The sequence below is a fragment of the Laspinema palackyanum D2c genome (assembly GCF_025370875.1).
Lineage (GTDB): Bacteria > Cyanobacteriota > Cyanobacteriia > Cyanobacteriales > Laspinemataceae > Laspinema > Laspinema palackyanum.
Genome location: NZ_JAMXFD010000004.1, coordinates 80,448 through 93,089, shown reverse-complemented (window position 1 = coordinate 93,089; position 12,642 = coordinate 80,448). Strand labels below are relative to the sequence as shown.

The 12,642-nt window shown below is 46.9% G+C and carries 12 protein-coding genes; 7 read left to right on the top strand and 5 right to left on the bottom strand.

The genetic code is table 11. From position 1 onward, the window contains the following. The first annotated feature begins 234 nt into the window (after positions 1-234). The 7 genes from NG795_RS07170 to NG795_RS07140 all read left to right on the top strand — a co-directional run bounded on the left by NG795_RS07170 (position 235) and on the right by NG795_RS07140 (position 8,408). Entirely contained in the window at positions 235-1,332 is a 1,098-nt protein-coding gene (locus tag NG795_RS07170) for a GGDEF domain-containing response regulator (RefSeq protein ID WP_367287975.1), read from the top strand. 217 nt (positions 1,333-1,549) lie between these two features. After that, positions 1,550-2,893 carry a hybrid sensor histidine kinase/response regulator gene (locus NG795_RS07165; protein WP_367287974.1) on the top strand — a complete coding sequence of 448 codons (1,344 nt, stop codon included), beginning with the start codon at positions 1,550-1,552 and terminating at the stop codon, positions 2,891-2,893. A 273-nt stretch (positions 2,894-3,166) separates the two neighbouring features. After that, positions 3,167-4,273, top strand: coding sequence for a succinate dehydrogenase/fumarate reductase iron-sulfur subunit (locus tag NG795_RS07160; protein ID WP_367287973.1), 1,107 nt, complete (start codon positions 3,167-3,169; stop codon positions 4,271-4,273). A 5-nt stretch (positions 4,274-4,278) separates the two neighbouring features. Further along, positions 4,279-4,473, top strand: coding sequence for a CAB/ELIP/HLIP family chlorophyll-binding protein (locus tag NG795_RS07155; RefSeq protein ID WP_367287972.1), 195 nt, complete (start codon positions 4,279-4,281; stop codon positions 4,471-4,473). Positions 4,474-5,034: 561 nt separating this feature from the next. Beyond that, positions 5,035-6,138 carry a dipeptide epimerase gene (locus tag NG795_RS07150; protein WP_367288167.1) on the top strand — a complete coding sequence of 368 codons (1,104 nt, stop codon included), beginning with the start codon at positions 5,035-5,037 and terminating at the stop codon, positions 6,136-6,138. Beyond that, positions 6,122-7,168 carry an N-acetyltransferase DgcN family protein gene (locus NG795_RS07145; protein WP_367287971.1) on the top strand — a complete coding sequence of 349 codons (1,047 nt, stop codon included), beginning with the start codon at positions 6,122-6,124 and terminating at the stop codon, positions 7,166-7,168. The genes NG795_RS07150 and NG795_RS07145 overlap by 17 nt, the downstream gene beginning before the upstream one ends. Positions 7,169-8,012: 844 nt before the next feature. Beyond that, entirely contained in the window at positions 8,013-8,408 is a 396-nt protein-coding gene (locus NG795_RS07140) for a hypothetical protein (protein WP_367287970.1), read from the top strand. A 393-nt stretch (positions 8,409-8,801) separates the two neighbouring features. On the opposite strand, the gene NG795_RS07135 is transcribed toward NG795_RS07140, so the two are convergent. The 5 genes from NG795_RS07135 to NG795_RS07115 all read right to left on the bottom strand — a co-directional run bounded on the left by NG795_RS07135 (position 8,802) and on the right by NG795_RS07115 (position 12,514). Further along, on the bottom strand, positions 8,802-9,074 hold the full coding sequence (locus NG795_RS07135) for a hypothetical protein (protein WP_367287969.1): 273 nt from the start codon (positions 9,072-9,074) through the stop codon (positions 8,802-8,804). Between the two features lie 903 nt (positions 9,075-9,977). Next, positions 9,978-10,202, bottom strand: a complete 225-nt coding sequence (locus tag NG795_RS07130) for a hypothetical protein (RefSeq protein WP_367287968.1) — start codon at positions 10,200-10,202, stop codon at positions 9,978-9,980. A 627-nt stretch (positions 10,203-10,829) separates the two neighbouring features. Then, complete coding sequence (locus tag NG795_RS07125) at positions 10,830-11,381, bottom strand: Spy/CpxP family protein refolding chaperone (protein ID WP_367287967.1); 552 nt, start codon at positions 11,379-11,381, stop codon at positions 10,830-10,832. A gap of 141 nt (positions 11,382-11,522) precedes the next feature. After that, complete coding sequence (locus NG795_RS07120; RefSeq protein ID WP_367287966.1) at positions 11,523-11,894, bottom strand: hypothetical protein; 372 nt, start codon at positions 11,892-11,894, stop codon at positions 11,523-11,525. Continuing rightward, positions 11,891-12,514, bottom strand: a complete 624-nt coding sequence (locus tag NG795_RS07115; protein WP_367287965.1) for a sigma-70 family RNA polymerase sigma factor — start codon at positions 12,512-12,514, stop codon at positions 11,891-11,893. Before NG795_RS07115 ends, NG795_RS07120 begins: the two co-directional genes overlap by 4 nt. Between the last annotated feature and the right edge of the window lie 128 nt (positions 12,515-12,642).

The following is a 12,642-nucleotide window of genomic DNA, read 5'->3' as shown; positions in this document are numbered from 1 at the left end:
CATACCCTTTCAACCTTTCCGACCGATGACTTCTTAAGTTGACCACATGGACCAATCAATCGTTAAAAAAGGGGGAGATAGCCAGCATGAAAAAACTAATAAAATTTAGGGGTAAGCTATCACCGGCTCTATCTATCCTAGTTACCGTCAATCCAGAAGGGTTCACCCAATTGGCATCCGCACTAAATCGGCTCAATCCTGGGCAGTTTTAATCATACAAAGGATGCACAGATTATGATTGAAGGATTAGATACCCCATGCAAAGGAAACATTCTGGTCGTCGATGACAACGCTAATAATTTGCGGGTCTTATCTTCTATTTTAACCAAGCATGGCTATTATATTCGTAAAGCCTTGAATGGAGAAATGGCGATTACTGCGGCCCATGCCTTAATCCCAGATTTAATTCTCCTGGATATTAATATGCCCTCCATGAACGGGTATGAAGTTTGTACCGCTTTAAAACAATCCGAAAAAACTCGCAATATTCCCATTATTTTTATCAGTGTTTTAGATAATGTTTTAGATAAAGTAAAAGCCTTCCAAGTGGGGGGAATTGATTATATTACCAAACCCTTTCAGCTAGAAGAAGTTATTGCTCGTATTGAAAATCAACTCAAAATTCAACGCTTACAAGCAGAACTCCAAGAAAAAAATCGAATTTTAGAAGAAAAAAATATCCTACTGAGGACGGAAATTGAACAGCGTAAAAATGCAGAAAATGCTTTAAAAAAAGCTAATCTTAAATTACAAAAATTAGCCTGTATAGACGGGTTAACAAAAGTCTCAAATCGCCGTAAATTTGATGAATATTTTAAACAAGAATGGGTTCGTTTAGTGCGACAAAATCATCCTTTATCCTTAATTTTATGCGATATTGACTATTTTAAAGCCTATAACGATACTTATGGCCATCCCGCCGGAGATGAGTGTTTAAAACAGGTTGCTCAAGCCATTTCTCAGGCAGTCAAACGTCCGGCAGATTTGGTGGCTCGCTATGGCGGTGAAGAATTTGCTGTCATTCTTCCCCATACCAATTCCCTTGGAGCCTTATCCGTCGCCCGCAACATTCAGCATAAAATACAGCAGCTAGATATTAAACATTGTGCATCTGATGTCTGCAATATCGTGACCATCAGTCTGGGAATTTGTACAATGGTTCCAACCGGGGAAAAATCCCTAGATTCCTTGATTTTGAGCGCCGACAAAGCCCTTTATCAAGCCAAGCAAACCGGAAGGAATTGCTATTGTACTTACCTACATCAATCGGAGGGAGAATCGTTTAAATGTGGGGATTTTCAAGGTGAATTTCTCCAAAAAACGCAAGAATAGTCTGTTGTTTGTAAAATAAAACAAGTCCTCATCTCGGGTGATTTTCTCGTTAATTGGGCGTAATTTCCCGAGAGTCAGCAAGAAATGCTGTTGTCTTCTCTCTAGTGTAAGGCTTAGGGATTGGGCATAATCTCCTCGACAAAATTTTTAAAGTTTGATAGACTAAAGCGCATTAAGCTTTTCAAATTTTATGGATTGAGAGATCCTTTATAATCTGATGAATAAAAATAACACGAGCCCCGACGAACCCGCAGATATTCTGATTGTTGATGATACCCCCGCTAATCTCCGGCTTTTGTCCATGATTCTCACCCGCAAAGGGTATCGGGTTCGTAAGGCTATCTCCCCTCATCTGGCACTGAATGCTGTAGAACTCAGTTTACCTCACTTGATTTTGCTGGATATTAATATGCCTCAGATGAATGGGTATCAGGTTTGTTCCAAGCTCAAGGCAAATCCCCAGACTCGGGAAGTTCCGATTATTTTTATTAGTGCGCTCGATGATGTGTTTGACAAAATCAAAGCCTTTGAAGTGGGGGGGAATGATTATATTACCAAACCGTTTCAGGATGCCGAAGTTTTAATCCGCGTGGAGCATCAATTAAAGTTGCGATCGCTGCAAATGGAATTAATAGATAAAAATCGGATAGTAGAACAAACTTTAACGGAACTTAAACAGGCCCAAAATCACATTATTCAAGATGAAAAAATGGTGAGTTTGGGCCAACTCGTGGCCGGAGTTTGCCACGAAATCAACAATCCGGTTAATTTTATTTCTGGCAATCTGATTTATGTCAAAACTTATGTAAAGCAATTATTAGGGTTGCTCCACGAGTATCGTCAGGCATTAGGCTCAATTCCCAAGGAAATTCAACAACTTGAAGAAGACATAGAATTAGACTTTCTAGTGGAGGATTTCCCCAAATTGGTGAGTTCTATGCAAGGGGGAGCCGAACGGATCCGCACGATTGTGGAATCTCTGCGAAATTTCTCCAGACTGGATGAAGCGGAACTCAAATCCGTGGATCTCCATGAAGGATTGGAGAGCACGTTAATGATGTTAGGGCATCGCCTGGAACCTGGTGGCGATCGCCCGGGAATTACCGTGATCAAAAACTATGGTCAACTCCCCTTCGTCCGTTGCTATGCCGCTCAACTCAATCAGGTTTTTATGAATCTGCTCACCAATGCGATCGATGCCCTAGAGTCGGGATCTCGCCATTCCCACTCTCTCCCCAACAGCGATGACGAGGGTGCGATCGGCCCCGCAGCTCCTGCCCCCACCCTCTGGATTAACACCGCACAACCCACGGAAAACACCGTCACCATCTCCATCGCCGATAATGGTCCCGGAATGACCCCAGAATTACAACAACAAGCCTTTGACCCCTTTTTTACCACGAAACAAGTGGGATATGGCACTGGATTAGGATTATCCATTTCTTACCAAATTGTCGTAGAAGGACATCGAGGAACCTTGGATTGTCAGAGTTTGCCCGGAATGGGAACGACTTTTACCCTCGGATTGCCGATTCAAGCTTCCCCAAACCGACCCCAATAGAACAGCTACCGCCCCCAAAAAATAGCCCTCCCCTCGGTCTGAGACCGGATTGAGTGGGGCCCCTGGGGTGATGAAAACCCCATAATTTCCCGATGGGATACTCCCTCCGATTTGGGTACCCCCCTTGTCTTGCCTAGAATTCCCACTCCCCACAACTCCTTCAACCCCGAATCAATCCCACGAACCCGAAAAAATCTCCGCTCCTGATCCGAGTAAATCAGCGTACAATATATAATCGAAGCAGTTCCCTGACGGGATTGGGTAGCCATCATCATGCAAGTTTTATTTAAAATCGTTCGCCAAAGCCAAAATACGGGCCCTCGGATCCAGACCTATGAACTGGATGTAGAACCGGGGAATACCATCCTCGATTGTCTGAATCGGATTAAATGGGAGCAAGACGGAACCCTCGCCTTTCGTAAAAATTGCCGCAACACCATCTGTGGCAGTTGCTCGATGCGGATTAATGGCCGTTCCGCCCTCGCCTGTAAAGAGAATATCGGCGCTGAATTGGCCCGATTGAACCAAATCTCGGAACAGAGCACCGAAACCGACTCCGCCACCCGCGATCGCGAAAAAACTGAAAACTCGGCCCTGAATGCCTTACCCGGTGCACCCCCCCGGGCGACGGCACCGGGAGGCATTCCAGAAATTACCATTGCGCCAATGGGAAATATGCCCGTTGTCAAGGATTTGGTGGTGGATATGCAGCGGTTTTGGAACAATCTCGAAGCGGTTGATCCCTATGTGAGTAATAGTGCCAGGAAAATTCCCGAACGAGAATTTCTGCAAACTCCCGAGGAGCGATCGCGCCTAGAGGAAAGCGGCAATTGTATCCTCTGCGGTGCCTGCTATTCTGAATGTAACGCCGTGGAAGTCAACCCCAACTTTGTCGGTCCCCATGCCCTCGCCAAAGCCTATCGCATGGTGGAAGACGATCGCGACGACCAAACCGAATCCCGCTTACAAAACTATAACCAAGCTAACTCCGGAGTCTGGAGTTGCACTCGCTGCTTTTACTGTAATTCCGTTTGTCCAATGGGCGTCGAACCCCTGGACAAAATCGGTAAAATTAAGGACGAAATCCTCGAACGCAACGATGACCAAGCCAGTCGTTCCATTCGGCATCGCAAAGTCTTAATCGATTTAGTCAAAAAAGGCGGCTGGGTCGATGAACGCAAATTTGCCGTAATGGTCGTTGGTAATTTCTTCCGGGATATCAAAGGATTATTAAGCCTGGGTCCGGTGGGATTCCAGTCGATTAAACGGGGGAAAATGCCCTTAACTTTTGAACCCTCTGAAGGCACAAACGAAGTGCGATCGTTGATTGAATCCGTTCAAGAACTCGAATCTAAATCCTCGAAAGCTCCTAAAGAATAACCTCGATGACTCAGCAAAAAACTACCCCAACTCAACCCCCCGTTGTTCAAGATTTACCCGCCGAACCTGAACCGGCTTTTGGATGGACTCAATATGCCGAACGCATCAATGGTCGAGTTGCCATGATTGCCTTTATCGCGTTGCTCTTACTCGAAGCATTCACCCATCAAGACCTATTTACCTGGTTAGGATTGCGGTAATTTAAGGAGGGATAAAAACTTAAGTTCAACGTCCCGACTTCAGTCGTTCTCTTTCCGGTGTTCGTAGTAACGACTTCAGTCGTTCTCTTTCCGGTGTTCGTAGTAACGACTTCAGTCGTTCCTTAAATTCGTAGTAACGACTTCAGTCGTTCCGTTCTTCAAGTTCAACGTCCCGACTTCAGTGGTTCCGTTCTTCAAGTTCGTAGTAACAACTTCAGTCGTTCTCCCCAACACACCGGCGGGGGTTTAAACCCCCGCCTAATAACTAAAGTCGGATAAATCCGACTGAAAACCTTATCGGACAAAAATTTTAATTGAGGTTTAACCAATTTTAGCTATTAGCTTAAACGCACATCAGTTGTTGTTACTCCAAATATGAAGAAGAAACGACTGAAGTCGGGACGTTGAACTTGGAGAACGACTGAAGGCGTTACTACGAACTTAAGAGAACGACTGAAGTCGTTACTACGAACACCGGAAAGAGAACGACTGAAGTCGGGACGTTGAACTTAAGAGAACGACTGAAGTCGGGACGTTGAACTTGGAGAAACGATGGAACTTATGAAAATTGAGATAGAAACTTTTACTGTTCATAAACGATTTGCTCTGACGATTAGTCGGGGAACGACGGCTGAAAGTACGAATGTTTTAGTTAAAGTAGAAGCTGAAGGGATAACCGGATGGGGGGAAGCTTCACCGTTTTCTGCTGGGGGTACGCCTCAAACGACTTCGGAAATTGTGGCGGCTTTACAGAATGTTGCCCCGAAACTGGAGGGGTTTAGTCCGTTCGATCGCCAGGAAATAGAAGCATTTTTAATGACTCTCACAAAGGCGGGTAAATTCCCTTCGGCGGCGCAAGCGGGTTTAGATACGGCTTTACAGGATTGGTTGGGGAAAAAAGTTGGTCTCCCGTTATGGCAATTGTGGGGACTCGATCGCACTCGGATCGTCCCTACCTCCCTCACCATTGGCATTAGTAGTCCAGAGGCGGCCAAAACCCGGGTTCGACATTGGTTTAATTTAGACTCAGGTAGTCTTGAAACTGAGGCAGTCCCCGCAACCCAAGGTTGTGCGATTAAGGTAAAATTGGGCAGTCCTGCTGGAATTGCTGCCGATCGCGCCATGTTCTTGGCAGTCCAGGAGGAAGCCCCATCGGGTTCGGCGTTTAGCATTGATGCCAATGGCGGATGGACCCTAGAGGATGCCATTGCCATGAGTCACTGGTTGAGCTCTCGGGGGGTCAAATATTTAGAACAACCCCTCCCGGTGGCGGCACAAGAGGAATTACGCCACCTTTATCGGGAATCTCCGTTACCGATTTTCGTGGATGAAAGCTGCTTTACCCGGGCTGATATTATCCCCTTAGCCGATCGCGTTCATGGAATTAATATTAAACTAATGAAATGTGGGGGATTAACAGAAGCCATGCGGATGATTCACACCGCCCATGCCTGCGGATTGCAGGTGATGTTTGGGTGTTATTCCGATAGTGTGGTGGCGAATACCGCCCTGTCTCACCTCTCACCCTTAGCGGATTATCTGGATTTGGATAGTCATCTGAATTTAATTGACGATCCGTTTACTGGGGCGATCGTCCAGGAAGGACGTTTGCTGCCCAATAATTTACCGGGTTTAGGAGTACAACGTCGTGCGTATAACAGCTAATCATCGCGTCGCCATTCTGCAACATCAAGGCATTCTGGGTTCGATTGGCAAAACCGGGTTAACTTTGTTGAGATACAGCGAAGCCAATATTGTCGCCGTCATCGATAGCGAATCTGCGGGACAGTCGCTACCCAAACTCACGGGAATTGCCCGGGATGTACCCATTGTTGCCTCAGTAGAGGAGGCCCTAGGGATGAACCCGGATGTGCTGGCGATCGGGATCGCACCGCCTGGGGGTGCGTTACCTCCGGAGTGGTTTGCTGAACTCCGTTGCGCTGTTTCGGCGGGATTATCCATTGTGAACGGATTGCATACCCCGTTAAATCATCATCCGGAACTGCCGTTTCCGCTGCGGGAGGGACAGTGGATTTGGGATGTCCGACAAGAACCCAAGGGACTGAAAATTGGCAGTGCTCAGGCGCGACAATTGGCTTGTCCCCGGGTGTTGACGGTGGGGACCGATATGGCGATCGGGAAAATGTCTACTTGTTTGGAAATTCATCGCCTTGCTAAACAGCGCGGGTTGCAGTCGCAATTTGTGGCAACGGGTCAAGCGGGGTTGATGATTGCCGGTTCAGGGGTAGCCCTGGATGCGGTGCGCGTAGACTTTGCCGCCGGGGCGGTGGAACAAGCGGTGATGCAATGTGCAACGGATTGTGACTTGATTTTGGTGGAGGGACAGGGGTCTTTGTTTCATCCCGGTTCTACGGCAACTTTACCGTTGTTGCGCGGCAGTCAGCCGACTCACTTGGTTCTGGTGCATCGGGGGGGACAAACACATATTAGAAACCATCCCCATGTGCCGATTCCCGCCTTGCCGGAGGCGATCGCCTTATATGAAGCGGTGGCGAGTGCGGCGGGGGCTTTGACTCCCTCCCGGGTGGTAGCCGTCGCCCTCAATTCTCGGGATTTGGATGAGACGGATTCCCGAAGGGCGATTCAGCAAATTGAAGCGGAAACCGGACTCCCCTGCACGGATCCGGTCCGATTCGGGCCCGAGAAATTGCTGGATGCCATTTTAGCCCCCTAATTTCCGGGAAAATACCCCGTTTCTATTACCCTGGGGAAGACGGGTTTTAAATCTATCCACAGAGGGATTCGGGGGGTTAACCCCAGGGATAAACTAGGGTCAGACAACTCAAGGAGGCAGTTGACTCCCTGTACCCTAGTCAAGTCACCGCTAAATTACTCTTTGGGCGATCGGCTCAATTTTCGTCGTTCCCCCTAGAAACCTTTCGGAAACTCCACCGTAATGTTATCCCAGTTCAGGTATCAATTGACTCGTTGGCTTCACCTTGAAAAAACTCAGATTAAGGGGAGTTCAGGGAATCTCTCGGAAAAATTTTATGCCATACATTTAATCCGAAAAAAATTCAGGCGATCGGCTACAAACCTAACTTCAGCCTAGGGGTATATTGAGCAGTAGGGATAAACCCCACCAGAGAAAGAGATCAGCAAATTTGTTTGTAAGTTATATTTTAATTAACCCTTTAAACGCGCTTTCTTTTTTACAAGTCTTGCTCGCGTTTTTCGCGGGGATGAAGTCCCTCAAGGATTCTCCTCAATCCCTTTCCCCCTAAGTATCACAGTTTTCTTGAAGGATGACCCGATAGAAAGAATGGCTGACCAACAGGCGAATTTTAGGGAAACTCAAGTCATAACCTCTTGAGACTAACGGGAGTCAGGGGAAGAATTTAGGGGTTAGAGTAAATCCGACGGCTGTACCTCATCTCCATCACAAGTGCTAGACTCTTTCCGATAAAATCTGGAGAGTCCCTCGTTAGAAATACGCTGGCTTCTAGAAAAATTTTTTCTTAAAGGTTTCAAGACAGATATATTGGCTAACCCATCCTAAACATCCCGAGTTAAAAAAGATGAATCAAATTCCAAACTATCCGGACATCACCACTGGCTTAACCCTATCTCAGGTAGGGCCTAGGGATTTAAAGGCTTCAGAACAAATTGAAATTCCCGCCTATCAGTCTCCGACGAGACCCGAGCAAAGCTTTTCTACCGGCGACCTTTTATTAGTGCCACTTTCCTTTGCCGCCGTCGTCTGGGTGGTGCTATTTGTCATGCACTTTAATTTTTGGAAATCCGTCCGGGGTCGCCTCTCTAATTTACCCGCAGTGAGTCAATTACCCTGCACAAATTGTAAATATTTTAAAAATAATCCTTATCTAAAATGTGCCGTCCAACCGGATAAGGTTTTGCGGACTGAAGCTACGGAATGTCCGGACTATTCTAGTAATGAAGAAGTGATGACTTAGGAAAATATTGAGCGGCCCAATCAAATTTTGGCACCCTTGATAGGGGACCTCAATGATTGGGGACTTACCCATCACCTCAAGTCGAGAGTAGGGGGAGTGGATTGACTGCTTCACCTACATCGCGACTGGGTGACATCCCCCAACAAATTTTTTTTGAAGGGAGGAGCTTTCTAAATTTCCCTTCCTCCTGCTCCCTGACTCTCCCCGATCCGACCCTCCACAGAAGGAGGGAGATTCAGGCATTTTTTTGAGTGAGGGAAAGGGGGAAAGATTTTAAGGATGTTAATCGACTCCGTTAGATTAGATAGGTCACCAGAAGTACCGTTGAGGTACGACTGGTGTTCATCCAGGATTCTGAAAATATCTGAGTCTTAGGATGAGGAGGGGATCAGATTACCACCACTTACGATTCCCGTCGTCATCGGTTCGAGCTTGTCGAATGACATCAGAAATTTCTTCGGCATCTTTGACGTGATGAAGTGCTTCCTGATTGCCTTCTTCATCTTCCACGATAAAATAGGTGGGAACCTGAATATGGTCTCCTGTAATATCGGGAGAATCTACCGCAAGTTGTTTAGATTTCTCTTCAATAGTTTGCTTTTCATCGGCAATGCGATCGCCGGGATTAGCAGTCCGTCTTTTGTCAATACTCTTGTAGTCGCTCATAAAACCTCTTTGTTTTGTTAGGTGAACTTTGTTATTAAGGTAAAAAAGAGTGGAAAATTTCCACGATTTTTGGAAAAGTCTGGAAATGGAGTGATGCAAACGCCCGGTTTCCTATCAATTTTTTATCCCCGGACAATGGATTTTCCGTAACCGGTGGAAGATTGAGCCGCTAAAAATTGAGGGATAAAAACAGGAAATATCACTTGAAAGGGTTGTAATTCACCACTTTAGTTGGATTCATCAAGGGTTAGATGATTACCATAGGACACCTCGGAATTTTGCAATAAGATTGGAGTAAGTCATGGTTTAATACTATCTAACAGTCCGATAATTTTCATCTTTCTAAGGTTGCATTTTATTGATTTATTTTTCCGGTGATGCAAGCGGGCATTTTAAAGGAAAAAAATGAGAATGCTACATCAGATAGATAAAATCTCTCACTCCTGAGATAGATAAATGCTCCACAAGCTCTTTGAGGGAGTAGACGCAACTCTCGATGGGGACACTTACAAGAGTAGGTTTTTTACGCTCATCGTGATTTGCTTTACTTCGGGTACCCTCCCCTGTGTCTTGGGGAGGGTACCCGAAGTTCGCTTAAATGTGAGGCCAATCCCCCCGGAGCGTAAAAAAACCTACTCTTTTCCCGGGGAGGGGGCTGGCATCCGCAACTGGAGAGGGCCCTCTGAATCGAAGGAAATGGAGGGGCAAAGCCTGTCAACTGGAGGCAGGGGTTGGGGGTAACGCTCAGGCCGTTCTCTTCCGGTGATGCCGATGGAGGTGAACGGATGTTTTCACGAATTTTAACGGGTTCAAATAGGGCTTATCCCCGGCAGTTGCTCTGTCCGGCGCACAAACCGGGGATGTTAAGGTTAAATCAAACTCTCAGGCTCCCCTTTAACCGAGTTATAAGGAGACTTGAGTCAAGCAAAATTGGTCAAGAAGCCGGTTGTCGGTGTGAAAAATGCCGACCACTCTTTTCTCACAAACACCCGATTCCAAGGGCTCATCGCTCGTTGTCGGCAGTTCGGGAAACTTGAAGGATACAGCGAAATTTGCTACCACCAGGCATAGGGCTAGACTTAAGAAGGCTCCGCACTTTCTCAGCTCTTTATCGAGTTCATCTACCATGATTCTAGCTCCGTAACTCTTCTAATCCTTTAAAAACACTCTAAAACGAAATTTCAACTATAGATGAATGAGCCGTGGTTAACCCCCAGAGGTCGGCGTCATGGATCCACCTGAATCGGTTAGCAAATTTGTGCTTTAAATTTGAACCTACAGAAAATATATCGTCTATCTATCTCTATATCCTCTCCCGTTAGTATGAGGTATTATAGACCCTTTTTTCCGGAAAGTACCGGGGTCACTCCGAGAAAAAACCTCCCTCGGATAAGCATTGAGCCAGGACCTTTCCAGGGGCGATCGCCTGGGGAGAGGTCCCCCTGGCCCTACTCCGTGGGTAGAGGGTCCAAAAAAAAGCCTGAAGAATGAAGTAGCAAGCTTCACGCTTCAGGCGCTCAGGAAATGAGAACTGATGAATGGTTTCACATCCCTTCCGGTTACCTTTCCAGAACATTTAAAGGTGAGGATTTTCAGCCATCCCTGGGGAAATTTAATCCCCCTAGGACGCCGATACCGGATTGGGTAGAGAGGAGGCGAAACTGGCTTTCTGGCCCTTGCTTGAGGGTTAATGACAACAGATGAAGTCCCGAAAGCGGGTGTCTCAGTTTTACGGACCCCATCTGTGGGGGATGACTACCGTCCAGAACCGGCAGAATTGGGTCGGTTGCGATTTCCCTGTCCGTTCCCATTATGGCCCTGACGGTTCTCGCGGTTTTGGCGGCGCTCTTGCATCAATTGGGCAAACTGCTGGCGTTGTTCTGGGGTGAGAACGTTGCGAATGGCTAACATTTGCTCAAACTGCATTTGTCCCATTTGTTGCCGCGCCTGGAGAATTTGATTGTGTTGATTCCGGAGCTCATTATCGCTGGTATTGCCTCCCATCATTTGACCCATGCGCTCCATGTTTTGACGCATTTGGTCTCGGGTGGCTTGCATCTGAGTTTCGTAGCGATCGCGAATGGCTTGGATTTCTTGCTGTTGCTGCTCTGTGAGATTTAACTGTTCGAGCCAGCCTTCTTTTCCGGCCCATTCACCGCCCCGTTCAGAACCCCGACCTGGATTGTTACCCCCGGGACGTTGAGCGATGGTTTGTTCTGCAAAGGCTTGGGGTGCAGCATAAGCGGCAGTGCTGGTTCCCAGGGCAAGCATTAAAGCGGCTAACAAGGAAAGACGATAGGCAGACATAATTAAAGCCTCACTTAATTTGCAATGAAGTGTTGGTTTACACTTAAATTTTTAGACCGGGTTCAAGAGAAAAAGGTTTCGGGTTTTGACCTGAATTAGGTAAATTAAAAGATCTAAATTAATTTGATAATTACCCCAGGATTAATCTGATTCCAAGGGTGAGACACTTTCTTGTTCGATAAAAATTAAATCATTAGAATGATTTAGCATTTCATCTTGTAACAGACCATTCCAGGTATATTCCATGAACGCTTCAATTTGAGCGGAATCGCTGGTCGGTGTTGGGGAAAATAACCCGGGTTTAATCCCCCAAAAGGCTAGGGATAAACTCGCGGCAATGGAGGGGACAACCAACCAGAGGAGGCGCGGTGAATAACCCCTGACCCTGGGCCGATCGCCTGCAAGGGCGGCTAGAATTCGTTCTTCTAATTGCGGGTTCGCCGGGGGAATATCCGGGCGATGTTGACGTAAAAAATCTACGAGACAGTCGTTTTTTTCTGGGTGTTGGTTCATAGTTGCACTCCTTCGGATTCCAGAAATTTTCGCATAGATGCTCGGGCATGAAACAGCCTAGATTTAACGGTTCCCACGGGGATGTTCATAATTTGAGCTACCTCCTTTTGCGGGAGATCTTCGAGGTCATGAAGCACCAAAACCGCCCGATGCTCGAAACTTAAACTATCTAATCCCCGTTGCACTAAATCCTGGTAATGTAAGTGCATCAAATCGGGGGTTTCGGACTGGGGAGGCCGATCGCTGCTGCTGTCCTCTTGGAGCAAGGCGATGGATCCTCGATGTTGGGCCTGTTCTTTGACAAAACCTTGACGGCGATCGGTGGCGACATTCCAAGTAATCCGATACAGCCAAGTCGAGAAGTAGGCGGGTTGCCGGAGTTTCGGTAATCCTTTCCAGACTTTTAAAAACACCTCCTGTACCAAGTCATCGATCTCCGGTGCACCACAAAGTTGGTAGAGGGTCGATCGCACCTGATGTTGATAGCGCCGGTATAGCTGACGAAAACAGTCCTGGCACCAGAGGCGATCGCCCCCAGGGAAATCCCTGTTTTGACAACACTTTACCAGGTCCGAATCGGATGGCTCCTTTGTAACTACCTTTGCTGACACGGTGAGCACCTGTGACTTTTTCCTCAAGGATGTGGGAATTCTGAGGGTTTAGACCCCCGGGTAAATTTAAAGGTTCAAACTCTTGGGTTTGGAGACTGAGGCGACTGGGGGAATCCTATCCTAAATGTAGGGCCTCT

Coding starts and splice junctions, on each gene's coding strand:
- NG795_RS07170 (WP_367287975.1), top strand. CDS start 235: ATGATTGAAGGATTAGATACCCCATGCAAAGGAAACATTCTGGTCGTC.
- NG795_RS07165 (WP_367287974.1), top strand. CDS start 1,550: ATGAATAAAAATAACACGAGCCCCGACGAACCCGCAGATATTCTGATT.
- NG795_RS07160 (WP_367287973.1), top strand. CDS start 3,167: ATGCAAGTTTTATTTAAAATCGTTCGCCAAAGCCAAAATACGGGCCCT.
- NG795_RS07155 (WP_367287972.1), top strand. CDS start 4,279: ATGACTCAGCAAAAAACTACCCCAACTCAACCCCCCGTTGTTCAAGAT.
- NG795_RS07150 (WP_367288167.1), top strand. CDS start 5,035: ATGAAAATTGAGATAGAAACTTTTACTGTTCATAAACGATTTGCTCTG.
- NG795_RS07140 (WP_367287970.1), top strand. CDS start 8,013: ATGAATCAAATTCCAAACTATCCGGACATCACCACTGGCTTAACCCTA.
- NG795_RS07135 (WP_367287969.1), bottom strand. CDS start 9,074: ATGAGCGACTACAAGAGTATTGACAAAAGACGGACTGCTAATCCCGGC.
- NG795_RS07130 (WP_367287968.1), bottom strand. CDS start 10,202: ATGGTAGATGAACTCGATAAAGAGCTGAGAAAGTGCGGAGCCTTCTTA.
- NG795_RS07125 (WP_367287967.1), bottom strand. CDS start 11,381: ATGTCTGCCTATCGTCTTTCCTTGTTAGCCGCTTTAATGCTTGCCCTG.
- NG795_RS07120 (WP_367287966.1), bottom strand. CDS start 11,894: ATGAACCAACACCCAGAAAAAAACGACTGTCTCGTAGATTTTTTACGT.